General features: G+C 69.2%; 26 protein-coding genes and 1 pseudogene. 14 read left to right on the plus strand and 13 right to left on the minus strand.

Annotation, left to right across the window (positions count from 1 at the left end):
* Positions 1-41 precede the first annotated feature (41 nt).
* Entirely contained in the window at positions 42-1,343 is a 1,302-nt protein-coding gene (locus QBE02_RS09635; protein WP_347710260.1) for a sigma-70 family RNA polymerase sigma factor, read from the minus strand.
* 129 nt (positions 1,344-1,472) lie between these two features.
* Here QBE02_RS09635 and QBE02_RS09640 point away from each other — a divergent pair, with 129 nt between their 5' ends.
* The gene (locus tag QBE02_RS09640; RefSeq protein ID WP_279365531.1) at positions 1,473-1,898 is read left to right on the plus strand and encodes a hypothetical protein; all 426 of its coding nucleotides are present in this window, start codon (positions 1,473-1,475) and stop codon (positions 1,896-1,898) included.
* Positions 1,899-2,131: 233 nt separating this feature from the next.
* Positions 2,132-2,368 carry a hypothetical protein gene (locus QBE02_RS09645; protein ID WP_279365532.1) on the plus strand — a complete coding sequence of 79 codons (237 nt, stop codon included), beginning with the start codon at positions 2,132-2,134 and terminating at the stop codon, positions 2,366-2,368.
* Between the two features lie 39 nt (positions 2,369-2,407).
* Here QBE02_RS09645 and QBE02_RS09650 read toward each other — a convergent pair whose 3' ends face one another.
* Both QBE02_RS09650 and QBE02_RS09655 read right to left on the minus strand, forming a co-directional pair.
* Positions 2,408-2,746: a histone-like nucleoid-structuring protein Lsr2 gene (locus QBE02_RS09650; protein WP_279365533.1), complete on the minus strand. Its 339-nt coding sequence runs from the start codon at positions 2,744-2,746 to the stop codon at positions 2,408-2,410.
* Between the two features lie 127 nt (positions 2,747-2,873).
* Positions 2,874-4,148, minus strand: coding sequence for a sensor histidine kinase (locus QBE02_RS09655; protein WP_279365534.1), 1,275 nt, complete (start codon positions 4,146-4,148; stop codon positions 2,874-2,876).
* Between the two features lie 180 nt (positions 4,149-4,328).
* Here QBE02_RS09655 and QBE02_RS09660 point away from each other — a divergent pair, with 180 nt between their 5' ends.
* A complete protein-coding gene (locus QBE02_RS09660; protein WP_279365535.1) occupies positions 4,329-4,946 on the plus strand; it encodes a response regulator transcription factor in 618 nt (205 codons plus the stop codon).
* 446 nt (positions 4,947-5,392) lie between these two features.
* Here the strand turns inward: QBE02_RS09660 and QBE02_RS09665 are convergent, their stop codons facing one another.
* Complete coding sequence (locus QBE02_RS09665) at positions 5,393-6,646, minus strand: DUF4190 domain-containing protein (RefSeq protein ID WP_279365536.1); 1,254 nt, start codon at positions 6,644-6,646, stop codon at positions 5,393-5,395.
* Between the two features lie 139 nt (positions 6,647-6,785).
* Positions 6,786-7,979, minus strand: coding sequence for an NAD(P)/FAD-dependent oxidoreductase (locus QBE02_RS09670; RefSeq protein WP_279365537.1), 1,194 nt, complete (start codon positions 7,977-7,979; stop codon positions 6,786-6,788).
* A gap of 90 nt (positions 7,980-8,069) precedes the next feature.
* Between QBE02_RS09670 and QBE02_RS09675 the strand changes: the two genes are divergently transcribed.
* The 3 genes from QBE02_RS09675 to ypfJ all read left to right on the plus strand — a co-directional run bounded on the left by QBE02_RS09675 (position 8,070) and on the right by ypfJ (position 10,879).
* Positions 8,070-9,284 (plus strand): amidohydrolase, encoded by a 1,215-nt coding sequence (locus tag QBE02_RS09675; protein WP_279365538.1) that lies wholly within the window; start codon positions 8,070-8,072, stop codon positions 9,282-9,284.
* 100 nt (positions 9,285-9,384) lie between these two features.
* Complete coding sequence (locus QBE02_RS09680) at positions 9,385-9,879, plus strand: hypothetical protein (RefSeq protein WP_279365539.1); 495 nt, start codon at positions 9,385-9,387, stop codon at positions 9,877-9,879.
* A 127-nt stretch (positions 9,880-10,006) separates the two neighbouring features.
* Positions 10,007-10,879: a KPN_02809 family neutral zinc metallopeptidase gene (gene ypfJ / locus QBE02_RS09685; protein WP_056228153.1), complete on the plus strand. Its 873-nt coding sequence runs from the start codon at positions 10,007-10,009 to the stop codon at positions 10,877-10,879.
* Between the two features lie 153 nt (positions 10,880-11,032).
* Here the strand turns inward: ypfJ and QBE02_RS09690 are convergent, their stop codons facing one another.
* The 3 genes from QBE02_RS09690 to QBE02_RS09700 all read right to left on the minus strand — a co-directional run bounded on the left by QBE02_RS09690 (position 11,033) and on the right by QBE02_RS09700 (position 13,047).
* Positions 11,033-11,641 carry a copper resistance CopC family protein gene (locus QBE02_RS09690; protein ID WP_279365540.1) on the minus strand — a complete coding sequence of 203 codons (609 nt, stop codon included), beginning with the start codon at positions 11,639-11,641 and terminating at the stop codon, positions 11,033-11,035.
* Positions 11,642-11,643: 2 nt separating this feature from the next.
* Positions 11,644-12,387: a YcnI family copper-binding membrane protein gene (locus QBE02_RS09695; protein ID WP_279365541.1), complete on the minus strand. Its 744-nt coding sequence runs from the start codon at positions 12,385-12,387 to the stop codon at positions 11,644-11,646.
* A gap of 69 nt (positions 12,388-12,456) precedes the next feature.
* Positions 12,457-13,047 carry a hypothetical protein gene (locus QBE02_RS09700; protein WP_279365542.1) on the minus strand — a complete coding sequence of 197 codons (591 nt, stop codon included), beginning with the start codon at positions 13,045-13,047 and terminating at the stop codon, positions 12,457-12,459.
* A gap of 77 nt (positions 13,048-13,124) precedes the next feature.
* On the opposite strand from QBE02_RS09700, the pseudogene QBE02_RS09705 reads away from it, so the two are divergent.
* Positions 13,125-13,526, plus strand: a pseudogene (locus QBE02_RS09705) (GNAT family N-acetyltransferase); the annotation flags it as partial.
* Between the two features lie 8 nt (positions 13,527-13,534).
* Here the strand turns inward: QBE02_RS09705 and QBE02_RS09710 are convergent.
* The 4 genes from QBE02_RS09710 to QBE02_RS09725 form a co-directional block, all read right to left on the minus strand.
* Positions 13,535-13,849, minus strand: a complete 315-nt coding sequence (locus tag QBE02_RS09710; RefSeq protein WP_279365544.1) for a type II toxin-antitoxin system RelE/ParE family toxin — start codon at positions 13,847-13,849, stop codon at positions 13,535-13,537.
* On the minus strand, positions 13,846-14,079 hold the full coding sequence (locus QBE02_RS09715) for a ribbon-helix-helix domain-containing protein (protein WP_279365545.1): 234 nt from the start codon (positions 14,077-14,079) through the stop codon (positions 13,846-13,848). Before QBE02_RS09715 ends, QBE02_RS09710 begins: the two co-directional genes overlap by 4 nt.
* A gap of 82 nt (positions 14,080-14,161) precedes the next feature.
* The gene (locus QBE02_RS09720) at positions 14,162-14,515 is read right to left on the minus strand and encodes a DUF4190 domain-containing protein (RefSeq protein WP_279365546.1); all 354 of its coding nucleotides are present in this window, start codon (positions 14,513-14,515) and stop codon (positions 14,162-14,164) included.
* 210 nt (positions 14,516-14,725) lie between these two features.
* On the minus strand, positions 14,726-15,817 hold the full coding sequence (locus tag QBE02_RS09725; RefSeq protein ID WP_279365547.1) for a VanZ family protein: 1,092 nt from the start codon (positions 15,815-15,817) through the stop codon (positions 14,726-14,728).
* A gap of 44 nt (positions 15,818-15,861) precedes the next feature.
* Between QBE02_RS09725 and QBE02_RS09730 the strand changes: the two genes are divergently transcribed.
* From QBE02_RS09730 to QBE02_RS09740, 3 genes are all read left to right on the plus strand, one after another.
* The gene (locus tag QBE02_RS09730; RefSeq protein WP_279365548.1) at positions 15,862-16,710 is read left to right on the plus strand and encodes a serine hydrolase domain-containing protein; all 849 of its coding nucleotides are present in this window, start codon (positions 15,862-15,864) and stop codon (positions 16,708-16,710) included.
* Between the two features lie 100 nt (positions 16,711-16,810).
* Positions 16,811-18,904, plus strand: coding sequence for an APC family permease (locus tag QBE02_RS09735; protein ID WP_279365549.1), 2,094 nt, complete (start codon positions 16,811-16,813; stop codon positions 18,902-18,904).
* 122 nt (positions 18,905-19,026) lie between these two features.
* Entirely contained in the window at positions 19,027-19,473 is a 447-nt protein-coding gene (locus QBE02_RS09740; RefSeq protein ID WP_279365550.1) for a PLD nuclease N-terminal domain-containing protein, read from the plus strand.
* A gap of 103 nt (positions 19,474-19,576) precedes the next feature.
* On the opposite strand, the gene arfB is transcribed toward QBE02_RS09740, so the two are convergent.
* A complete protein-coding gene (arfB, locus tag QBE02_RS09745) occupies positions 19,577-19,996 on the minus strand; it encodes an alternative ribosome rescue aminoacyl-tRNA hydrolase ArfB (protein WP_279367878.1) in 420 nt (139 codons plus the stop codon).
* A gap of 405 nt (positions 19,997-20,401) precedes the next feature.
* On the opposite strand from arfB, the gene QBE02_RS09750 reads away from it, so the two are divergent.
* Genes QBE02_RS09750 through kdpB form a run of 4 tightly spaced genes read left to right on the plus strand, consistent with a single transcriptional unit; the run spans position 20,402 to position 24,455 of the window.
* Complete coding sequence (locus QBE02_RS09750; RefSeq protein WP_279365551.1) at positions 20,402-20,542, plus strand: hypothetical protein; 141 nt, start codon at positions 20,402-20,404, stop codon at positions 20,540-20,542.
* Entirely contained in the window at positions 20,539-20,628 is a 90-nt protein-coding gene (gene kdpF, locus QBE02_RS09755; RefSeq protein ID WP_074696280.1) for a K(+)-transporting ATPase subunit F, read from the plus strand. Before QBE02_RS09750 ends, kdpF begins: the two co-directional genes overlap by 4 nt.
* A gap of 3 nt (positions 20,629-20,631) precedes the next feature.
* Positions 20,632-22,317, plus strand: a complete 1,686-nt coding sequence (kdpA, locus tag QBE02_RS09760) for a potassium-transporting ATPase subunit KdpA (protein ID WP_279365552.1) — start codon at positions 20,632-20,634, stop codon at positions 22,315-22,317.
* Positions 22,317-24,455: a potassium-transporting ATPase subunit KdpB gene (gene kdpB / locus QBE02_RS09765; protein ID WP_279365553.1), complete on the plus strand. Its 2,139-nt coding sequence runs from the start codon at positions 22,317-22,319 to the stop codon at positions 24,453-24,455. Before kdpA ends, kdpB begins: the two co-directional genes overlap by 1 nt.
* Positions 24,456-24,457 lie beyond the last annotated feature (2 nt).

Here is a 24,457-nt window from a genome sequence, read left to right on the forward strand (position 1 = left end):
GAGGGGGACACATACACATGCCTCACCCCGCGTAGCGGTTGTCAACTTTCGGTGACAAATGCGGCGCCGTGTGGAAAGTCCCCGGTGGCGGTCCCCTCGAAATCGAACTGACCCGCCCGTGCGTGAACCACGACGCGGTAGGCGGGTGAGGCCGCCGTGCCGTCGGGGATGACGGTGAGGACGACGTCGATCGGTCCCGGGCCGGGGTCGCACACCACAGTGTCGGCGCGCGTCTCACACCTCCATGCGGGAGGCACCTCGCCGAGGCGCCCGCCCTCGATCGTGAGGGCGATCGAGTCGGCCCGCCAGGTCTCCGCGTCGACGGCGAACGAGAGCGACAGGGTGGTCGATGAGATCGCCTCGGCGGTGAAGTGCGCGGGGGGTTCGGCGGCGGAGGTGAGGAAGAGCGTGACGAGTCCGACCGCGGCCAAGGTTGAGCCGGCAGCGACGGACAGCGCGCCCGGCGTGAGCCACGGGAGCGCCCGCGAGCTCACGCTCCTCCCGCGCTCCACCACCTGGTGACGACTCCTCTTTTGAGCGGGCGAGAGAGCCGCGGCAGCAGGGGGCTCGCTCACGGATGACACGACGAGGACGGTCGTGACGCCGAGCGCCGACGTCAGGGTCGCCCACCGCCGCCAGTTGTCTTGGCACGTGCGGCAGCCGCCGATGTGCGCCAGCCCCGGCGCATCGGGTTCGTGCGCCCGCCACTCCGGCTGCGGAGTCCGCGGAATGTGCGCGGCGTTGGCGGCGCAGTCGGCGTGCCCCCGGCGCAGTGTCGACACGAGAGTGGCACGGCGGAGGGCGAGTTTGGCTCGTCGGAGCAGATTCGAGACGGCGGCGGCGTTTCGACCGAGTTCGTTGGTCAGCTCGGAGGGCTTCCGTCCATGAACGGTGACGGCGTCGAGAACCTTCCTCTGGTCCTCGGGGAGGCTGCGGAAGGCTTCCCGGATGAGCGTGAACTCGCCATCCAGCTCGATCTCGCGCAACGAAGAGTCGACCGATTCGTCCGTGGGCATCCCCTCGAGGCCGAGGGGAACATCTCGGGAACGCGACGCTCGGTATTCGTCGACGACGATGTTCCGCATCGTTCGGATGACATACGTGTGCGCGTGCGATCGGGGTCCGGTGCCCTGGTTCCACTTCTGCAGAAGCCGCGAAAGGGCTTCGCTGAGGACGTCGTCGGGGTCGAGGGGCGCCGAGGTGACATGGTTCGCCATCCGTCTCAGGTAGGGAAGCACACTCTGCAAGTACCGGGCTACCGCGGCTCGGTCTCCGGCTGCGGCGCGAGCGGCGAGGCAATCCACGTCTTCCGCCGTCGTACTCTCCTCAGCTCTCATCGGCATCCCCTCGAAAGAGCGGAATTCGCGCGCTCGGGTCGGCGATAGATTCCTCCGCCCCGGGCGTCAACCGACGGAAGGAGTTTCGTTTCCCGCGCTGTCTCATGCGCGGGGCCCGCACATGAAGGAGTCCCGATGAACATCTCCCCCTCCACTCCCGCCGACAGAGGGCCGGCCGTGCAACCCCTGCGGCGCGCGGTGCACGATGCTCTCACCGGGCCGCACCGTGTCGTGATCGTCACGGGAGCGACGAAACGCCTGCGATCGACCATCGTCGCGGATGCCGTGGAGCAGACGTCCGAGTGGATACGACTGACGGCCCCGACAGCGACCGCCGTCCGCACGGCACTGGATCTGATCCCGTCCGGTGTGGTGTTCGCTGACGATGTCGCCCTGGTCGACCTGTGGGACGTGCTGGCGGAAGCATCGCGCGTCGCGCGAAACGACACCCAGCGCGTCATCATCACCTGGCGGTTCCACCCCGAGATCGCCCAGCTGGCGGCGGCGACCAGCGGAGCACATCACCTCGGTCTCCCACATCATGGCGCTACCTCTCGCTAGCCCGATGCCATCGTGTTCTTCATCGGCGCGGCCCAGCTCGCGCTCGATCTGGCGAGCAGCGGACGAGTCCGCCCCTCTCCCCCGGGGAGCGCCTGCTGCGCGACGCGCGGTGCGATCGGTGGTCAGAAGTTGACAAACGGCGTCGGCGCGCGCCGGGGTCGAGGTGGGCGTTCCTACAGTGATGCGATCACCGGGCATCCCGGGCCCGGCGACCTGATCCCGAGGTGATCGCGATGCCGACATTCTTCGCCCCCGCCGCGCTCAGCGCGTCTCAACGCTCCGCCGGAGCACCCCCTCACCCGCGACGATCGGACGACCCGCCCGGCGACCCGTCGGCGAGTGCCAACGGCCGCGACGCGGGCCGGGCCGAGTCGCTGTCGTTCTTCCGAGGGACTCTCGTCGCCGCTCTTCTCGTCATCCCCGTGTGGGGCGTTGTGATTGCCGTCGTGGCCCTCGCCCTCTCGCGGTAGGCGAACGGCGAGCGCGCCTGTCGTCGGGCGGAGGAACGCTCAGTCCCGGGACGAGGAGTGATTCGCCGCCCGGTAGGCCTCGAGGACGGTGTTCGACATCCTGCCCTTGTCACTGACCGCGAAGCCGTTCGCGGTCGCCCATCTCCGGATGGCCTCGACGTCACGGGTCGACGCCGCGCGTCGCGTGCGAGCGGGACCCCCGGAGCGGCGGCCAGCGGCCACGTAAGGGGCGAGAAGGTCACGAAGGGTCTGGGCGTTCCGTCTCGAGAGATCCACCTCATACACACGACCGTCGATCGAGAAGTGGACGGTCTCGCCGTCTTCGATGACTGCCCCGTCGAGGTCGTCGACCATCTGAATAATTTTCCGCTGCGCCACGTGGGAGGCCTTTCGTCTTCTCCGGATGCGGCGACAGACGCCGCAATGCGTGCGAATCTAACGACCCGCTGACACGGCTGCGGAGCAATCCCGGTGGGAGATCAACTTTCGGCCACGAGAGCGCGCACTATTCCTCGGAATGTCCCGACCGGTGGGCTGCGTCCGTCATTTGGTGACCACCGACTTCTTCTAAATCGACGGGCAACATGAGAGTCAAGTACGCACGGGCGTCGTCTGTTGCGAAGGTCACCACTCCCCCGACGGGAACGGCATCTGTCTGGAGGCTTCGGATGCCATTCCCGCTCGAGATCGGGTGTCCCGCCTCCTGTTCTTCTGCGCGTGGACTCGCGATGGTGAAGGTCACCGTCGCCGATCGCTCGTCGAACGCGGAAGTGACGTCCGCCCGAGCGGGCCGGGCATATTTCACGGCGTTCGTCAGTCCTTCGCGGACGGTGCGTACGACGAAGTCGGAATGAGCACCGCTGAGCGGGAGGTCGTCGACGATGTCGATCGACACGGCGAGCCCCGCGCGCTCGACTTCGCGGACGATATCGGCGAGCCTGTCTTCCAGCACAGCCGTGCTCGACGTGGACGTGAGGTCGGTGACGGTGTTCGCGAGCGCCCGCGCAGCCGCCCGGTTCTGATCGCGGATGGTGCTGAGCGCTTCTCTGATCTCGCTGTCGGTCAGCCGGGCGGTCTCGATGCTGCTGACGAAAAGGTTGATGAGCACCAGATTGTGACCGAGTTCGTCGTGGAGCAGGCGGGCGATGCGTGAGCGCTCCGCCTGCGTCGCCTGCTCGGAGATACGAGGCGCCTGCTTCATCGCGTCCAGGAAGAGATCGGTCACCTCGGCGTTCCGCCGACGCTGGTGGCCGGCAACGATTCCCGCGAAGCCGGCGCCGGCGGTGGTGAGGATCGAGAACACCGCGATGAGAGCGGCAAGGCCGGCGTTGGAGGTATTCGCCCAGCGAATGAGATACAGCACGAAAAGACCGGCGCTCGATGTCATCCCCGCGATGACGAAGCAGATGGTCACCCGTGGGGTGTACCGGAGCCCGAGGAGGAACATCATCGCCCACCCGGCGGGGGCGGCGATGGGTGTCAGGGCGGCGGTGGCGAGGACGATCCCGGCCACGAGACGCGTTCGCTTGTGATTCCAGAGGAGAGCTGTCACGCCGATGGACCCGATCGCGAGGGTGACGAGCAGATTCCACAATTGCAGAGGCGGGGCGGCTAAGGCGAAGAGCGCCAACCCGATCGCTCCCGCACCCGCAGCGAGTAGTGCGTTTCGCTGATACGACCTGAAGTAGTCGAGGTTGTCTTTCACCAATGCGTCCTCCGCACGGGTCGGGCGCTGCATCGCGACACGACGAATAGTCCGCCTAGCGCTGATCGGGTGCAACGTGAGTGCGTTTTCCGTCTCCCGACGGATTGGAGACCGACAGTACCGGATACCGCGCTCTGTCGGGATGCTCCGTGTAAACCGATGTTGATGGTTGGGCTGCATCTCGCCCGGGGAGGGCGGAGGTCGGGTGATACGTTTCGTCTCCGGCGCCTGGGGGTGCTCGCGAGGGAGAATTCGATGAACGTTTCTATCAAGCCGGCTCGCGTGCTGGTGATCGATGACGATCCGCTGGTGCGCACCGGCATCAGGCTCCTGTTGCGCGGGAATACGAGCGTCTCGATCGTGGGTGAGTTCGCCGGCCATCGGGGGCTCCTGGAGGCCGTGAAAGATCTGCAACCCGACGTTCTTCTCATGGACCTCTTCATGCCCGAGGAATCAGGCCTCTCCGTCGCGCGCCGGATCCGTCTCATGTACCCGGACCTGCGCATGGTCCTCATGTCGTCGATCGACAACCCGGCGCTGTATGCGGACGCACGCAACGTCGGTGTCAACGCATTCGTCGCCAAGACGGCTCCCGCAGCCGAATTCATCACGGCGCTCGTCGGCGCAGACTTCCCATCGAAGACCAGCACCACAGTGCTCTCCGACAGAGAGATCCAAGTCGTCGAATTGCTGGCGATGGGGGCGAGCAACGAAGAGATCTCCGCGGCCCTGCATTTGAGTCAGAACACGGTCAAGACGTACGTTTCTCGCGCGATGGACAAAACCGACACCACGAACAGAGTGCAGTTGTCGAATTGGTTCCACGGGCTCGCCGAGTCGCATCTGCTCGGTGATCGGGTGGATACGCCATAACTGCGCAAGCGTCACCTGAAGTGGACAAATTCGCGCTCAGCCCTCCTGGCGGGCGGGCACACGGTCAGGATGTTGTCCGCGCGAGATAGCTCCTCGCGTGGTCAGAGCCTGTGGTGGGCCGCTCGGGGCGGGTGTGGAAGTTCGAGATTCACGCCCGCCTCATCCCACCTTCGACTTGAGCAACCTGTTCTCCCCCTAGAGACTCCCCCGGTTGCTCAAGCGCCGAATGTACCCGATTCGGCGTCGGGCGGGGGGACGCGGCCCACTCTGCGTCTCCCCGCTCACCCCTCCGTGTGTTCCTCCGCCGGTGGGCACGAGCCCACTGTCAGGACACAGACGAATCTCATGGCGCCGTCGGCGAACTCACCACCGTCGCACCCGTCGCGAGGCACCTCCCGCCCCGCGCGCCACGCAGCGCCTCGCATGGACGCCGTTCGCGCCCGGCGTCAGCGCGCCGAGCCGGCCAACGATCCGGTCGTCTCCTCGACGGCGGGGTCGTAGAGCAGGCACGAGATCTCGCGATCGCCGTCGGCCCACGTGCTCTCGGTCGGAGCGACGAACTGGTAGTTCAGCGCCGACTGGTCGAAGGGGATGCCGACGAACGAGGGGAACGCGGCATCGCAGCCTTCCTGGGCTGCGGACGCGATCGCGTCGTCGCCCGGGAACGCCCCTTCGGGCAGGAAGAAGCTGCTGAATACCTCGTACGTGTGCGGGACAGCACAGTCGACGAGGTTGGACGAACTGATGAAACCGCCAGGGACGTCGTCGAGGCAGGCGCCGACCGTCAGAGTGAACGTGTCGCCGTCGCCGGGGGCCGCCTCGCTCGGGCCCACGGTGACTCCACCATCCTGCGGGAAATCGGGGATGTCGAAGGGATCGGCCGAGGATGCCTTCGAGCCGACCGTGAAGGAGAAGATGAGCAGACCGATGACGGCGATGATCGTCAGAACGCTGATGACCGCACCCGCGATGATTCCGGTGATGGCGAGACCTCGTCCCTTCTCGCCGGTGCGCTTGATCTGGGCGAGAGCGACCGCACCCGCGATGATGCCGCCGATGGGGAACACGAAGCCGAGGATGATCGCGAGGATCGAGATGCCGTTGGTGCGGCCCGAAGCCGCCGTCGCGGTCCCATAGGAGGACCCAACGTACGCGGGGGCGCCCGTCTGCTGGCCTCCCGCCGTCGCGCCGTAAGCCGGGGCAGGACTCGAGCCGTCGGCCTCGGTGACTGGCGCGCCCGGGTACCCGGGCGGTGCGGGCGGGACCGGAGGCGCCCAGGCCGGGCCCGCCGCGTCCGGCTGCGGTGCGGCACCCGCATCGGACGGAGACGCGGGCACGCTGCCGATGAGAACGCCCTGCTGAGCGAGGCGAGCCCCCGCGCGGTGGGCTGCCTCACGCACGACGTCGCCGACCTTGGCGGCTCCGATCGCCCCGCCCTTGAAGAAGCCGCCCAGGGTGGAGTGTTCGAACGACGCGAGCGTGCCTTCAGCCGTCTCGGCGAAGTGCACGTCGAAACGGACGTGCATGTCCTGCCCGGCGAACGCGCCGGCGACGAGCGTGGTGCCCATGCTGCCGCGCGAGACGTCGAGGGAGCCGGATGCCGTCGGTTGCACCGAGAAGCCCTGCTCGGCGAGGGCGTAGCCGACCGCGTCGCGGGCTCGATCGACGGGGACGGACAATCGGAGTTCAGCGGTGGCCATCGGGCGCTCCTGGGGGTCTCTCGCGCCGAAGACTGTCAGCGCGCGTCCAGGTTAGTGCCGCGGGGCCCTCCGCACGAGCGCGGGGCCCGGCGCACGGCGAGTGGCGAGGCCGTTCGCACCTCACGCCTCGCCCGCACCGTCAGCGGATTCGCCCGACGAGGTCTTCGCGCGTCAGGGTGTCCGCCTCGGCGAGCACCGAGCGGGCGGCATCCCGCGCCTCTTCGACGTTCCAGAGCAGGACGCCGACCACCCGGTCGTCGTCGAGGTAGTAGACGACGCCGCGCTCGGTGTCGATCCAGTCCTCGACCGTCTCGAGAGACGAGTCGAGAGTTCCGACCGCCTCGTACCGGATGCCGAAGACCGCCGAGTAGTAGTACGGCGTGTGCGTGTAGGGCGCGGCGGCGCCCGCGAGATTGCGTCCGGCCGCCCTGCCCTGCTCGTTGGCGTTGTCGACGTGCTCGACGCGGCGGCGCCCGAGCAGGCGGTCGGGGTAGCTGGCGACGTCGCCCGCGGCGTACACGTCGTCGGCCGACGCCCGCAGCTGCGCGTCGACGTGCACGCCGTCGTCCACCGTCAGCCCGGCGTCCTCCGCCAGGTCGGTGGCGACCTCGATACCGAGACCGCTCACGACGGCATCCGCGCGGACCTCATCACCGTTCTCGAGGTCGAGGCGGGCGCCCGCGGCATCCACTTCTCCTCCCGAGACCTTCGAACCGGCGACGATCTCGACGCCGGCATCACGGAAGAGCTTCTCGAACCGCTCCGCGAGCGCCGGCGGGAACACCGCGTCACCGAGCACCGCACCGGTGTGGATCAGCACGGTCTCGACGTCGTTCTGCACGAGGGCTGCGGCGAGCTCCGAGCCGATGTATCCCCCGCCGACCACGGCGATGCGATCGACGTCCTTCGCGAGGGCGCGCAGGCGGCGGTAGTCCTCGGCCGTGCGGAAGGTCAGTGCGCGCTCTCCGTTCGAGCGGTCGTCGACGGGGAGGGGGACCGGCTTGCCGCCGGTGGCGAGCAGGAGCTTGCCGTACGAGAACGTCTGGTCTCCGGCATCCACTTCGTGCTCGTCGGGGCGGATCGCCGTGGCGCGCGTGCGCAGCCGGATGTCGGCGCCGGTGTCGTCGGCGGTGCCGAGGGGCACCTTCTCCCATGTGAACTCGTCATCGGTCCACAGCTTCTTGCTCAGGGCGGGGCGCGTGTACGGCTCGTCGACGTCGTCGCTCAGGATCCCGATGGATCCGTCGGCGTCGATCTCGCGGATGCCGCGGGCGGCGGTGTCGGCGACCATTCCGCCGCCGACGATGAGGTAGTCGAAGTGTGTGGTGGTCATGGCGCCAGCGTCGTCGCTCAACCTGACCGAAGCGGATGGGTTGCGGGGGTGAGCGGCATCCGGTAGCGCCCCGCTGACTAGGCTCGGGGCATGAGCGTCGACCTCGAAAGCCTCTACACCGACCTGCACGCCCACCCCGAGCTGTCGTTCCAGGAGACGCGGACGGCGGGTGTCATCGCCCGCCACCTCGCGGATCTCGGGCTCGACATCGAAGAGGGCGTCGGCCGCACCGGCCTCGTCACGACCATCGCCAACGGCGAGGGTCCCGTCGTATGGCTGCGCGCCGACATGGACGGTCTTCCCGTCGAGGAGCAGACGGGCCTCGCCTACGCCAGCACCGCGCGCGGCACCGACCCGGCCGGCAACGCCGTCCCCGTGATGCACGCGTGCGGCCACGACATGCACGTCACCGCCCTGATCGGCGCCCTCGAGCGTCTCGTCGCCACCCGCGACGAGTGGGCGGGGACGGTCGTCGCCGTCTTCCAGCCCGCCGAGGAGTACGGAGCGGGCTCGAAGGCGATGATCGCCGACGGCGTGCTCGACCGGTACCCGAAGCCCGACATCGTGCTCGGCCAGCACGTCACGCCCCTTCCCGCCGGCATGATCGGCGTGCGACCGGGCACGCAGATGGCGGCATCCGACGGCCTCACCGTCGTGCTCCACGGCCGCGGGGGTCACGGTTCGCGCCCGCACTCCACGATCGACCCCGTCGTCATGGCCGCCGCCACCGTCATGCGCCTGCAGACCGTCGTCTCGCGCGAGGTCGACCCCCGCGACGTCGCCGTCGTGACCGTCGGATCGATCCACGCCGGGCTGAAGAACAACATCATCCCCGCCGAGGCCAGGCTCGAGCTGAGCCTGCGCTACCCCGACGACGCCGCGCGCGAGCGCGTGATGACGAAGGTCGAGCGCATCATCCGCGCCGAGGCCGAGGCCTCGGGGGCCGAGCAGACGCCCACCATCACCACCGATCACACCCTGCCGCCGACCATCAACGACACGGATGCCACGGCCCGCCTCACCGCGGCGTTCCAGCGCTCGTTCGGTGAGGGCTCGGTCGTCGACCCCGGCATGTTCACCGGGAGCGAGGACGTGTCGTGGTTCGCGCGTGAGTCAGGCGCTCCTCTCGTGTTCTGGTTCTGGGGCGGTGTCGACCCCGAGACCTTCCAGAGGGCCTTCGCGGGAGGCACGATCGAGCGCGACATCCCGACGAACCACTCGCCGTACTTCGCCCCGGTGATGCAGCCGACGATCGACCGCGGCGTGGAGAATCTCGTCGTGGCGGCGCGGGAGTTCTTGGGCTGAGGGCGTCCTGCCTCCGGCAGGAACCGCGAGGCCGGTAGCCCTCGCGCCGCGCCGCGATCCGTGTGAGGGTGGGATCTCGCCCCTTCCCCCGGAGGACGCTGTGACCACGACAGAGAACACGACGCCGCTCCTTCCCGGAGCGGCGCTCCTCGTCGGCATCCGCTCCCTGCTCGTCTGGGCCATCGTCGCGTCGGCCGTGTCGGCGATGTTCCTCCGCGGCACGCACCAGAGCTGCTCGGGCGGCCTCGCCGCGAACGGACAGGGGTTCATCGATGCCGGGGGCGCTCCGACCGCCATCGAGCCGCGGTGCGGGTTGATCGAGTTGAGTCCGAGCCCACTCCTTTTCGCCCTCCTCGCGGTGGTCGTGATCGGAACGATCACCCGCATCCTCCGCCGAGCCGGTGACGAAGATCACGCCTTCCGCATGCTGAACAACGCGCGGATGGCGATCGTCGTCCTCACGCTGGTGGCCCTGGCCGTCGGCTGGATCGCGATCATGACAGTGCACGTCGACGACTGGAGCTCGTTCTCGCTGCACTCGCCGTTGCCCTTCGGGCAGTTCGACATCGAGACGTGGCCGATCACACAGCGGTAACCGGGGACGGGACACAGAGCAGAGTCACACCGCGGGGTGTGCCGACGGACGACGCCGACGCGAACCCCTCCCTCACGCGAAGTCCAGCCCCTCGGCGACGGTCCGGTCGGCGCGTAGCGTGACCGCCGTGACGTTCAACGACAATGCCCGCGTCGGCGGCAACTCGGCCAAGCGCCGAGGGGGAACCGTGGCGGCCGTCGGCGGTGGGGCCGTGGGCCTCGGCGCCGTGGTGGTGCTGCTCATCTCGATGTTCACCGGGACCGACCTCACCGGCCTGCTCGGCTCGGGTGGCGGCGCGGCCCCCGGCAGCGGCGGCGAACAGGTCGCGAGCTGCGAGACGGGCCGGGATGCCAACAGCGACGACGCCTGCCGCTTGGCCGCGGCATCGCTCGACATCGACCAGTTCTGGGCGGAACGCCTCGACGGCTATCGCAAGCCCCAGCTCGTCATCGTCGACCAGCAGACGGGAAGCTCGTGCGGCACGGCCTCGAACGCGACCGGTCCGTTCTACTGCCCGCCCGACGAGACGGTGTTCGTCGACCCGACCTTCTTCTCGATCCTTCGCGCGCAGTACGACACCACCGCGGGCCCCCTCGCCCAGCTCTACGTGCTCGCGCACGAGTACGGCCACCACGTCCAGAACCTCACCGGCGTGATGGAGCAGTACCCGAACAACGGCACCGGCGCCGACAGCAACGGCGTCCGCACCGAATTGCAGGCGGACTGCTTCGCGGGGGCCTGGGTAGCCGCGGCCTCCGAGCAGGTGGACGAGAACGGCACCCCCTACCTGCAGCCTCCGACCGAGCAGCAGATCCTCGACGCCCTGTCGGCCGCGTCCGCCGTGGGCGACGACCACATCCAGGCCGAGGCGGGTCAGATCTCGAACCCCGACAGCTTCACGCACGGATCGAGCGCGCAGCGCACCCGGTGGTTCGACGAGGGCCGCCAGGGCGGCGTCAACGCCTGCGACACGTTCTCGGTGCCCGGCGGCAGCCTCTAGTCTTCCGGCGACGTCCCCTCGCGAGAGTCGATCAGCGTCGTCCCCCGCCTCCCAGGACTGCCCGTTCGACTCGGGATGCCGAAACCCGGCGCACCCACCTCGACCCCGCGGAACGGGACTCGGTGTGGACGCGCCGGGTCATGGCATCCGGAATCACTCGGTGTCGGACGACTCCTGCTCCTCGCGGGGACGGCGGCTGAGAATCACGACGACGATCACGCCGACGAGCACGACCGCCCCACCGCCCACGAGCAGGCCCACGGTCAGGCCCGACATCCCGCCCGAGGTCGAGGGTGCGGCCACCGGGGTCTCCGCCGGGACGGCGCCTTGAGCGCTCGCGCACGGGGAGGCGTCGGCACCGGGCGACACGCTCTCACCCGTGTACGTGAACGGGATCTCACCCGAGACGGGATGCCCGTCGGACGAGACCGCTCGCCACTCGACCGTGTACCCGCCGGGCGCCCCGAGAGCGACCGGGAGGGTCAGGGTCGGCCCCGCGAGGGCCACGCACTCGCTCTCGTAGTGCTTGCCGTCGGGTCCGACCACGATGACGATGTTGCCGCCGTCGTAGCCGAGCAGATTGGCGCTGAAATCGAGGGTGACCTCCGACAGCGACGAGACGCTCTCACCCTCGGCGGGCGTCGACGACACGAGGCTGTCGTGCGCAGAGGCCGCCGACGCCCCGCCGAGAGCGGCGGTCATCGCCGCAGCGACGACCACCGCCCCGACCAGGGCCCGGCGCAGAGCGTTCCGGGAGCCCATGCTCAGCTGCGCTTCGGGCGACGCGACACGGCGATGGCGCCGAGAACGGCACCGGCGATCGCGATCACGAGAGCGGCGATGCTGAGACCCAGCGACAGTCCCGAGGAGTCGCTCGTCTGAGCCGCGGCCTCCATCGAGTGGTCGTCCATCGTCGGCGCGGCCGATGCCCCACCGTGACCGCCGTGGCCGCTCGCGGGCGGGGTGTCGTTGATGTACAGCACGGGCGCGGGCTCGAGCGTGTCGTCTGCCGCGACCTGCTCGGGGGTGTTCGTCCAGTCGACGACCGAGCCGTCCGAGTACGTCTGCACGGCGGGGAGCACGAGGTGACCCGTGTCGGGGATCGGCCCGAGGACCGCCGAGAAGATCTGGAACTGGTCCTGCCCGATGCCCACACCGGGGTCGGCCTGCCACACGATCTTGAGCGGGCCGTCCGAGATGGTGTTGCCGTCGACCTCGACGGGGGCGGGCAGCGCCCCCTTCTCGACGGTGGCGGTCCAGCCCGGGACGGGCTCGACGAGGACCGAGGTCAGCGGGGTGTCGGTCGGCAGCGTCACCTCGACCTTCACGGTGGACGCGGTCTCCGACTCGGTGGGAACGCGGAAGTTCACGGTGGCGTAGCTGCCGGCCGTGGCGGTGTTGGGATTGACGGTGACGTGGGCCGACGCCGCGAGGGGCACGGCGATCGCCAGGGCCGCGCCGGCGGCGAGGCCGACGAGGGCCCGGCGAAGAGTGGTCTTTCGAGACATGGTGCTGCTTTCTGAGAAGTGCGCACGCCGATGAGGCGCTTCTTTCGCGCGAGAAATGAGAGGTCGGGATCAGGCCGCGAGCGGCGGACCCCGGTGCCTCATCGACGACAGCACGGTCATCGCCGTCGTCAGCAGCAGCGGCTCGGGCGCCGAGAGAACGGCATCCGTCCGCGGAGGAAGACCACGCACGGGGCGCAGCACGGAGAGCACCGCGACGAAGAACCGGGCGATCGCCTGCACCGCTCGCTCGCCACGGCCGAGCGCGACGACCGTCACGAGAGCGGCGACGGCGTGTGCCGCCCACATCCATGGTGACTCCGTGCCGTGAGCGGATGCGCTGTGCGCTCCGGCCGCACTGAAGACGGATGCCGCGCCGTGGTGAGCGGCCGGGACGAACCCGCCCTGCAGATCGAGCACGAGCACCGCGTGGAACAGCGCCTGGCTGAGCACGACCGCGAGCGACAGACGCGTCCACGACAGCGCGCGACCCGCGAGCATGACGCAGACGGGAGCCGCGAGACACAGGGCCAGCACGATGTTGACGAGGGGCGGCCGCTCAGCCGAGACGGCCGAGTGCGACAGGGTCGCCACGAACGTCGCGACCGCGGCTGCGGCCATGCCGCGCCCCGCCCGCTGCGCGCGCCCTGCTCTCGACGACATCTCACTCCTCGCGTCCAGCCTAGGCGGCGGGGCCGCCGAGGGCGGCGAGGGGTGGTCCGCCGTCGAGACACCCGTGGGTCGTGCGCGAGCACATGCGGGGCGTTCGCCGCAACGACTCCCCCGGCGGGGCGGGCTTCAGCATCGACGACGAGACCGGGCAGCTCATCGGTCACGCCACGATGTGGGGAGCCGCCCTCCCGGCCCGCATCGCGACCTTCGCGATCATCCTCGGCCCCGACGCCGTCGGCCGCGGATACGGCGCGGATGCCACGCGCACCATGCTGCGGTTCGCCTTCGACGAGCTCGGGGTGCACAAGGTCGAGCTCCGCGTCTGGGTCTTCAACGACCGCGCCATCCGGGCCTACGAGAAGGCCGAATTCGTGCGCGAGGGCGTGCGACGCGCGGTGGCGTTCCACGGCGGGCGGTTCCACGACGAGGTCCTCATGGGCGTGCTCGCCGAGGAGTTCCGCGCGGGCTGACCGGCCCCTCAGTCGGCGAAGACGCGTCCCACATCGCGGCGCGCGTGCAGCACGCGGTGGACCCGGACGACATCGTCATCGTTCGTGTACAGGAGCTGATACGGGAACCTCTCGACCGCCAGACTGCGGAGTCCCGGGATTCCGGTGAGGGCTTCGGCCGACACCGATCCCGCCGAGGGCAAGGCCGCGATGCGGCGAACGCACTGTTCGATCGCGTCGACGAACCGCTCGGCCGTCGCCGCGTCGGCGGTCTGTCGGTAGACCTCCACGGCGCCGGCGAGGTCATCGTCGGCGCCGTGGGAGGAGACGACGCGGCGCGTCATCGCGATTCGGTGGCGCGCGCCCGCAGTCGATCGAAGTAGGCGGCATCCATTTCCGAACCGTCGCCCGAACGGATGCCGTCGAGGACGGCATCGCGGAGGCGCACGTTGTCACGGTCGCGGCGGATGAGTTCGCGTACGTATTCACTGCTCGACGCGTAGAGGTGCAAGTTCACCTGCTCGTCGGCGAACGCACGCAGTTCATCCGGGAGGGAGATGTTCATCGTGGCCATGAGAGAAGCCTACGCGTCGATGGCAAACCTTGTCATCGAGTCGAAGCGCCCCGGCGCACCGGTCGGGCACGGGCTGCGGAGGTCAGCGGCCGCTGTAGAGAAGTCCGGTGCCGAGGACGCCGGCGAAGCCGAGGAGAAGGAAGAGGCCGATGGCGATGGCACCGACGAGCACGAGACCGTTCAGGATGATGCCCGCGATGGCCATGCCGTGTCCGGCGGGCTCCTTTCGGAAACCGACGAATCCGAGGATGAGACCGGTGAGGGGGACGATGAACGTGAAGCCGAAGAAGATCGACACGATGCCCAGGACCATGCTGGCGACGCTGAGCCCGCGCGGGGGCGCGGGCTCATATCCGACGACGTACCCCTGCGTGGGCGGCGTCCCGGAGGGCTGCGCGGGGGCGTGGTCACGGTAGGGCTGCTGCGGGTTGGTCATGACGGTGTCGCTTTCACTGACGAGACGAGGATCCCCCGATCTGCGGGAGTCTTCCTCGGTCGGGGCTGGCTTGGCTCCACCGTAGCGAGGGCCCGATGGCGGAGATGACACCCAGAGTGGACGGTGCGAGCTGACCTGCTCACCCGCGAACGCCCGCGGCGCATTCGGCTCGTGGCCACGAGCGAAGATCACTCCCTCCGGCAGGCCGTGTCATCGAGCTCGAGCGCCCCGGTCCACCGTCGGGCTGACCACCCCCGCACGGTCGTCGACCAGGCGGCGCCGGCCGATCCACCCGGTGAGCCCGCGACCGTCGGACCACGCGAGCAGAAGGGCCGCGGTGGCCAGCGCCAGGAGGAACGCCGTCAGCGACCACGGCGTCGGAAGCTCGGCGAGGACCGTGTACATCCCGGCTCCGGTCGCGAAGCGCAGGGGTCGTGCGACCCAGGCCGGCAACACGCCGTTCGTGAACCGCACGCGCGTGGCGAGGTCGCCGATCGAGCGACCCGTCGCCAGGATCACCGCGAGCCAGAGCCCCGCCGCCGCGACCACGCCCGCGAGCGAGGCGACGCGATCGGTCGAGAACGACGAGGTCTCGCGAACGAGCAGCACGAGCACGGCCTGCACCACCACGGCGACGGCGAAGCCGACCAGCCAGACGCCCACGACGTCGCACACCAGCCCGAGCAGGCGGCGGCGACGGGTCACCGGGCGCGGGGTCTCGGCATCCGGAGCTCTCTCCACACCCCGGTGCTGCGCCGGAACGACGAACGCGAGGATCGAGCCGAGGAGCGCCCCGCCGGTGTTCGCGATGAGATCGTCGACGTCGAACACGCGGTACGCGCAGGGGAAGAGGCCCCACACACCCGTGAGCTGGGTGGTCTCGATGATCCCCGAGGTCGCGAAGCCGACGAGGCCCGCGATCAGGATGCCGCGGCCCCCGAGCACCCGCAGGAAGAACCCGAGCGGGGCGAACAGCAGCACGTTCAACGCCACCTGCAGGACCACGGGATCGGTGAGGTAGCGCCCCGACACGGCGACGGCGGCGCGGACCTCGTCGACGAAGGCGAAGGGGTGGAGGTTGACCCCCGCGCAGCGGTAGACCTCGGAATCGGGCACGGGGATGAGCGTGTACGTCCAGATCGCCCAGAAGTACACGGCCGCCCCGGCCCACAGGAGGGAGCGCCCCAGCGTGAGATGACCGCGGCGACGGTAGCTGACCGCGACGAACGGCACGAACGCGAGGACGGCGACCACCGCCCCCGCGACGACGGCCAGCAGCCCCGAGCCCACGATGTTGTCCACCCCGAGAGCCTAGGCAGGATCGGCGGGCGACGTAGCCTGGGCGGATGACCCGCGCCGACGACCTTCGCGATGCGCTCGTCGCCCGCATCGACGACACCGGCTTCGCCGCGCACGGCCTCCACGTGCGCGTGGGTGACGATGTCGCGATGCACCGGTGGACGCCCGATGAGCGGGAGGAGATCCACTCCGTCGCGAAGGCTGTGGCGGTGCTCGCCGCGGGCATCGCCGTCGACGAGGGGCTGGTGTCGCTCGACGAGCCGGTCCGCACGGTGCTCCCCGCCGCGGCTCAGGTGACCCTCCGGGATCTGCTCTCGATGTCGAGCGGCATCGACCTGCCCTGGTCCGAGACGATGATGACCGACTGGCCCGACCTGGCCGCCGAATTCCTGTCGCGCCCCTCGCGCGGTCGGATCTTCCAGTACTCGAATGCGAGCACGTACACGGCGATGGCCGCGCTGTCGCAGCGGACCGGCGACATCGAAGAATTTCTTCGCCCTCGCCTGTTCGCCCCGTTGGGGTGGGCTGACCTCTCGTGGCGGCGCTCCCCGAGTGGCCGCGTCCTCGGCGGAGAGGGCCTCGAGCTGCGCACCGACGAGCTGGCTCGGCTCGGGTTGCTCATCCGCGACCGCGGCATCGTCGCCGGTCGCCGCGTGGTGTCGCCGGGAATCGTGGATGCCATGCACTCGGGCTGGATCGAGACGGGCAGCGTCGGCGACGGGTACCGCCGCTACGCCCTGTCGGGGTGGGACGGACCGGGAGATGCGTGGCGCCTGCACGGTGCCCACGGTCAGCTCATCGTCTTCGCCGGCGAGGCCGTCGTGACGGTGACCGCGCACGATCACGGTGGGGCCGACGCCGTCGCGGAATTCATCGGGAATATCGCCGCGACGTGAGCGTTTCCTGCTCTGCAGGAATGCGCGGGAAGATCACGGTCCGGCGACCGTGCGCTGAACGGTGTGCGCGTCAGATTGCGCATGGCGTCCAGTGCGCGTAATGTCGCGCGCCGTGACTGACGAAAGTCGCGTTGACGGCGAAGAGACGCCGATCGCGAAACGCATCCTGATCGGCGAGCCCCTCACGTCGGAGAAACTCGACGAGCAGCTCCTCCCGAAGAAGATGGCGCTGCCGATCTTCGCCTCCGACGCGCTCTCCTCCGTGGCGTATGCGCCGCAGGAGCTGCTGATGATCCTGCTCATCGGCGGAACGGCCCTGCTGACCCTCAGTCCGTGGGTCGCGGTCGCGGTCGTGACACTCCTGGTCGTGGTCGTGCTCAGCTACCGCCAGCTCATCAAGGCGTACCCCTCGGGCGGCGGTGACTACGAGGTCGCGAGCAAGAACCTGGGCGAGGTGCCCGGGGTGGTCGTCGCCGCAGCTCTCTTGGTGGACTACGTGCTCACGGTCGCCGTGTCGGTGGCATCCGGAGTCGACAACATCATCTCGGCATTGCCCGAACTGAATCCTTTCCGCGTCGAGATCGCGGTCGGGTTCGTGATCCTCATCGTGATCGTCAATCTCCGCGGCGTGCGCGAGGCCTCGAGCGTCTTCGCGATCCCGACGTACCTCTTCATCGGCTCGGTCGGGGTCATGATCGTCGTGGGCCTCGGGCGCACGCTCCTCGGCGATGCCCCCGTCGCCGAGAGCGCCCAGTACGCCGTACAGGCCGAGTCGCTCACGCAAGCGGCGCTCATCCTGCTCGTGCTGCGCGCCTTCTCGAGCGGCTGCTCGGCCCTCACGGGCGTCGAGGCCGTGTCCAACGGCGTGCCCGCGTTCCGCATGCCGAAGATTCGCAACGCGCAGACGACGCTCACCATGATGGGCGGCATCGCCATCGTGCTGTTCGCCGGTCTGACGATCCTCGCCCTCATCTCGGGCGTGCACTACGCCGAGAACCCCTGCCACCTGATCGGCTTCGACTGCGCCAACAACCCGCAGCCGAGCCTCATGGCCCAGGTCGCCGCCGCCACCTTCGGCATGGGAAGCATCCCGTTCTTCATCATCCAGGCCGCCACCGCGTGCGTGCTGCTGCTGGCCGCCAACACCGCCTTCAACGGCTTCCCCCTGCTGGGTGCCGTGCTCGCCCGCGACGGCTACGCCCCCAAGGCGCTCAACACCCGCGGCGATCGGCTGGTCTACTCGAACGGCATGATCATCCTCGGCATCGTCGCCATCGGCGTGCTGATCGTCTACCAGGCCAACCTCACGACGCTGATCCAGCTCTACATCATCGGTGTATTCGTCTCGTTCTCGCTCGGTCAGATCGGCATGGTCAGGCACTGGCGCCGCGCACTGCGCGGGCTGAAGGACCTGCCGCCCGAGGCGGCGAAGCAGCAGTCGGCCGCGATCGAGCGCCGCTCGGCGATCTCGGGCCTGTGGATCAACTCCGTCGGCGCGGCGATGACCGTCCTCGTGCTGCTGATCGTCACGATCACGAAGTTCACCCACGGCGCGTGGCTCGTGTTCATCGCGATCCCGATCCTCGCGGTGCTGATGATCGGCGTGAACCGCTACTACCGCGACGTCGAGCACGAGATCCGCATGGACGAGACCGTGCACTTCGGCTCGTCGGGGGACGTCGCGATCGTCCTCGTGAACCGCCTCCAGAAGCCCGTCATGAAGGCGATCGACTACGCCCTCGCGGCCAACCATCAGAAGACCCTCGCGGTCCACGTCGCCATCACCGACGAAGACGCGGCGAAGCTGCAGAAGGAATGGGCCGACCACGACATGCCCATTCCGCTGGTCATCATCGACTCGCCGTACCGCACGTACACCTCGCCGGTTTCGGCCTTTATCAAGAAGTACCGCGAGAACAACGGCTCCGCCGTCGTGACCGTCTACCTCCCCCAGTTCATCGTCGGTCACTGGTGGGAGTCGATCCTGCACAACCGTCGATCGCGCCGCCTCGCGCACCAGCTGATGCTCGTGCACGGCGTCTCGATCACCCTCGTGCCCTGGCTGCTCGACTCGTCCGAGGTCATCTACGGCCGCCGGTCGCGTCCGCTCCCCGGTCAGCAGCGCGGTGGTCAGCCCGTGGCCGAGGCCCCGGCGCACAAGGCGCGGAAGACGCCCACCGACTCGGCATCCTGAGCCCCTCCCGAACGCCCCCGCCCCTCCGGCGGGGGCGTTCGGCGTTTCGGCGCGCGACCGGCGCCGGGCAGAACTCCTAAGAAACGCGAGCCGCTGCCGCTGGAATCAGCCCCGGAGGCGCCGTGCGCACGAAAAGTCAGGAGTTCGGCCCGCTCGCGAAGCAGCGGTGGACGCCGCCGGGAGTCTCCGCCAGGGTGGATGCCATGCCCGTCCTCGCCCTGCTGACCCTCGTCGTGATGGTGATAGCCCTCATCGACGCCATCACCCGCCGCGAGGACCAGGTGAAGCACCTGCCGAAGTTCGCGTGGATCTTCTTCATCGTGCTTTTGCCGCTCATCGGGTCGATCCTGTGGTTCACGCTCGGCCGCGAGTACGAGCAACGGTCGACCCCGATGTCGTTCGGCGACCCGCGGCGCTGGCAGAAGGACGCGCAGTCCGCTCCCCCGCCCGCCCCGCGCGAGAGCCGCACCACCGAGCAGCAGATCGCCGACCTCGAGCGTGAGATGCACCTCGCCGATCTCGAAGAGCAGGTGCGCCGCCGCCGGGCCGAGGGCGGCGCGACCAGCTGACTCCGGTCGCCCCCTCGAGCGTCCAAGACACCCGGACGTTTTTCGGAAGCGTCCGGGTGTTTTGGACACTCACCGCAGGATGACGGGACCGGACGGGCCCGCGTCAATCGGTCGGGCGCCGGCGCATCTGCTTCACGTCGGTGCGGCGCTGCTTGGCCTGCAGGCGGCGTTCCTTCGACCCGCGCGTGGGTTTCGTCGCCCGGCGCGGCGGGGCGGGCGGGCGAACCGCCTCGGCGACGAGGGCCGCGAGACGGGCGCGCGCGGCGTCGCGATTGCGCAGCTGGGCCCGATGCTCTGAGGCCGCGATCGTCAGCACCCCGTCGACCAGCCGATCGCCGAGCCGCTCGAGCACGCGCTCACGCTGAACCCGTGACAGAACGGTGGATGCCGCGGCATCCCACATCATCTCCACCCGGGAGTCGGCGGTGTTCACGCCCTGACCGCCCGGGCCCGACGAGCGTGAGAACCGCCACGACAGCTCGGCCGCCGGGATGGTGAGCCCCGCGGTCACGCGCACGTCCATGTCGGCCATGCCTCCATCATGCGTCGGTGGGCCCTGTGAAGAGGTAGCCCACGTGACACAACGCAGGACATTCGGCCCTTACGGTCCCGATCCCGCACGGCCGACGGCATCCGACGGCCGATACTCCTGCGTTGTGTCGTCCCCTCCGCGGTGAACCATCCCGGACGGCTCCGGCATCCGGGACAGCGCTCCGGCTCCGTTGCGTCCACCTCACCCCGTACGAGTAAGCACCCCGTGCGCGTGAGAGCTCCTTCCCCGTAAGCACCCCGTATGTGTCCGTCAGCGACCCGTAGGGAAAGCGTTAGGACGCCGGGATGCCGCGGGCTCGAGGAGTTGTATCGACAGACGTGCCGCCCCGCGGCGCCCGCGGCCTTCCCGCGGTACAGACCCGAATCTGGAGTCGTCGTGCTCGATGTCGTCTTCCTCGCCGTGACCGTCGCGTTGTTCGCGCTGGTCGCGCTCGTCGCCAAGGGGGTCGAGAAGCTGGGCCCCGAGGCCCGCCCCTCCTCCGCCCGCCCCACCGGTCGAGGCGGTGAGCGCTCGTGATCTTCTTCTCGATCCTGGCCGCCGTGCTCGCGGTCGCCGCCGTCGTGTACCTCGTGGTCGCGCTCGTCCGACCGGAGAAGTTCTGACCCATGGATAGCGGAATCGTCTGGTCCATTGTCCTGACCAGCCTCACCCTCGTCGTCGCCCTGGGCCTGGCCTACCGCCCCCTCGGCGACTACATCGCCCGCATCTACACCGGCGAGCGCGATCTCGCCGTCGAGCGCGGCACCTACCGCCTGATCGGCGTCGACCCCCGCAGCGCCCAGACCTGGCAGGCCTACCTGCGCTCGGTGCTGCTGTTCTCGTTCGTCGGCGTCGTGTTCGTGTACGCGATCATGCGCCTGCAGGCGGTGCTGCCGCTGTCGCTCGGCTTCGATTCCCCCGGCGAGGCTCTGTCGTTCAACACGGCGGTGTCGTTCGTGACGAACACCAACTGGCAGTCGTACTCGGGTGAGCTGACCCTCGGGTACACCGTGCAGTTCGCCGCCCTCACCGTGCAGAACTTCGTGTCGGCCGCCGTCGGCATCGCCGTCGCCGTGGCCCTCGTGCGCGGCTTCGCCTACCGCCGCAGCGGCGTGATCGGCAACTTCTGGGTCGACCTCGTACGCGGCACCTACCGTCTGCTGCTGCCCTTCGCGGTCGTCGCCGCGATCGTGCTGCTCGCCGGCGGCGTCATCCAGAACCTCTCGGGATTCACGGATGCCACCACGGTGGCGGGAGCAGCCCAGTCGATCCCCGGCGGCCCGGTCGCCTCGCAGGAGGCCATCAAGCTGCTCGGCACCAACGGTGGCGGCATCTTCAACACCAACTCCGCGCACCCGTTCGAGAACCCCACGCCCTGGACGAACCTGTTCTCGATCTTCCTGATGCTGGTGATCCCGTTCTCGCTGCCCCGCGCCTTCGGCCGCATCGTCGGCGACGACCGCCAGGGCTACACGATCCTCGGCGTGATGGGGGCCATCTTCGTGGCATCCACCGCCCTGCTCACCTGGGCCGAGACGGCCGCAGGCGGCACGGCTCCGATGCTCGCGGGCGGTGCGATGGAGGGCAAAGAGGTGCGCTTCGGCATCTTCGGTTCGACCCTCTTCGGCACCACCAGCACGCTCACCTCGACCGGTGCCGTCAACTCGATGCACGACAGCTACACGGCTCTCGGCGGCATGATGCCGATGATCAACATGATGCTCGGCGAGATCGCCCCCGGCGGTGTCGGATCGGGCCTCTACGGCATTCTGATCCTCGCCGTGATCGCGGTCTTCGTCGGTGGCCTGCTGATCGGCCGGACGCCCGAGTACCTCGGCAAGAAGATCGGGCCGAAGGAGATCAAGCTCGCGAGCCTGTACATCCTCGTCACCCCGACCCTCGTGCTGGCCGGCACCGCGCTGAGCTTCGGCGTCCCCGCGATCCGTTCCGACGTCGAGACCACCTCGATCTGGAACCCGGGCGTCCACGGCCTGAGCGAGGTGCTCTACGCCTTCACCTCGGCTGCGAACAACAACGGTTCGGCGTTCGCGGGCCTCACCGCCAACACCCCGTGGTTCAACACCGCGCTCGGTGTGGCGATGCTGCTCGGCCGGTTCCTGCCGATCGTGTTCGTTCTGGCCCTCGCCGGTTCGCTCGCGGCTCAGGATGCCGTGCCCTCCACCGCCGGCACCCTGCCGACGCACCGCCCGCAATTCGCCGGCCTCCTGGGCGGCGTGGCCGTGATCGTGACGGCTCTCACCTATTTCCCGGTCCTCACCCTCGGACCCCTCGCTGAAGGACTGACCCGCTGATGTCCACCCTCACCCACGCCCCGGCCCCCGAAGCCGAACCGGCTTCGACCGCCCCTCGTCGCGCGTTCAGCGCCGCGCAGGTCGTGGCCGCCCTGCCGGGCGCGGCCAAGAAGCTCAACCCCGCCGCGCAGTGGCGCAATCCCGTGATGTTCCTCGTCTGGGTGGGCGCCGCCTTGACGACGCTCATCGCGATCGCCGAGCCTTTCCTCGGCGGCAGCGACGACAGCCTCCCCTTCGGCTTCACCTGGGGTATCGCGATCTGGCTGTGGCTGACGGTGTTCTTCGCGAACATCGCCGAGTCGGTCGCCGAGGGCCGCGGCAAGGCGCAGGCGGCGACGCTTCGCAAGACGCGCACGACGACCTCGGCCCGCCGCGTCGTCTCGTACGACGAGAAGGCCGACCCCTCGGCATCCGGTGCCGCCACCGAAGACGTCCCCTCGGGCGACCTCCGCGTCGGCGACATCGTGCTGGTCGAGACCGGCGAACTCATCCCCGGCGACGGCGACATCGTGTCGGGCATCGCGACGGTCGACGAGTCGGCCATCACGGGCGAGTCCGCCCCGGTCGTGCGCGAATCGGGTGGTGACCGCAGCGCGGTCACCGGCGGCACGCGCGTGCTCAGCGACCGCATCGTGGTGAAGATCACCTCGAAGCCGGGCGAGACCTTCGTCGACCGCATGATCGCCCTGGTCGAGGGCGCGTCGCGTCAGCGCACGCCCAACGAGATCGCGCTGAACATCCTGCTCGCGAGCCTGTCGATCGTCTTCGTCGTCGTGGTGCTCGTGCTGAACCCGATCGCCTCGTATGCGGCATCGCCGGTGTCGATCCCGGTCCTGGTCGCGCTGCTGGTCTGCCTGATCCCCACGACCATCGGTGCTCTGCTGAGCGCGATCGGCATCGCGGGCATGGACCGTCTCGTGCAGCGCAACGTGCTCGCGATGTCGGGTCGCGCGGTCGAGGCCGCGGGAGACGTCACCACCCTGCTGTTGGATAAGACCGGCACCATCACCTACGGCAACCGTCGCGCGTCGGCCTTCGTGCCGATGAAGGGCGTCGGGAGCCCCGAGCTCGCCGAGTACGCCTCGCTGTCGTCGCAGGCCGACCCCACGCCCGAGGGCGTCTCGGTGGTCGAGCTGGCCGCAGCTCAAGGCATCGTCGCCGACATGCCCCGCGGTGCGGAGCCCGTACCCTTCACCGCCCAGACCCGCATGAGCGGCCTCGACCTGGTCGACGGCACGCAGGTGCGCAAGGGCGCGAGCTCGGCCGTGCTCGCGTGGCTCGAGGCCTCGGGCAGCCCGGTCGCCCCGGCGTTGCGCGCGCAGCTGATGAGCGAGACGGATGCCATCGCCCAGTCCGGCGGCACGCCCCTGGTGGTCGCGACCCTGTCGAAGGGCGTGGGGCAGGTGCTCGGCGTCATCCACCTCAAGGACGTCGTCAAAGACGGACTGCGCGAGCGCTTCGGCGAGCTGCGCGCGATGGGCATCCGTACCGTGATGATCACGGGCGACAACCCCCTCACCGCCAAGGCGATCGCCGCCGAGGCGGGCGTCGACGACTTCCTCGCCGAGGCCACGCCCGAGGACAAGCTCGCCCTCATCCAGCGCGAGCAGGAAGGCGGCAACCTCGTCGCGATGACCGGTGACGGCACGAACGACGCCCCCGCCCTGGCGCAGGCCGACGTGGGTGTCGCGATGAACACGGGCACCTCGGCCGCGAAAGAGGCCGGCAACATGGTCGACCTCGACTCCGATCCGACCAAGCTCATCGACATCGTCCGCATCGGCAAGCAGCTGCTCATCACGCGCGGCGCCCTGACCACGTTCTCGCTCGCCAACGACATCGCGAAGTACTTCGCGATCATCCCGGCGATGTTCATGGGCGTGTTCCCGGGCCTCGCGGCGCTGAACATCATGGGTCTGCACTCCCCGGCATCCGCCGTCACGAGCGCGATCATCTTCAACGCGATCGTGATCATCGTGCTCATCCCCCTCGCGCTGCGGGGCGTGAAATACCGCGCCGCGAGCGCGTCGAGCATCCTCAGCCGCAACCTGCTCGTCTACGGGCTCGGCGGCGTCATCGTCCCCTTCATCGGCATCAAGCTCATCGACCTCGTCGTGAGCCTGCTCCCCGGTTTCTGAAA

Source organism: Microbacterium testaceum, assembly GCF_029761935.1.
Lineage (GTDB): Bacteria > Actinomycetota > Actinomycetes > Actinomycetales > Microbacteriaceae > Microbacterium > Microbacterium testaceum_A.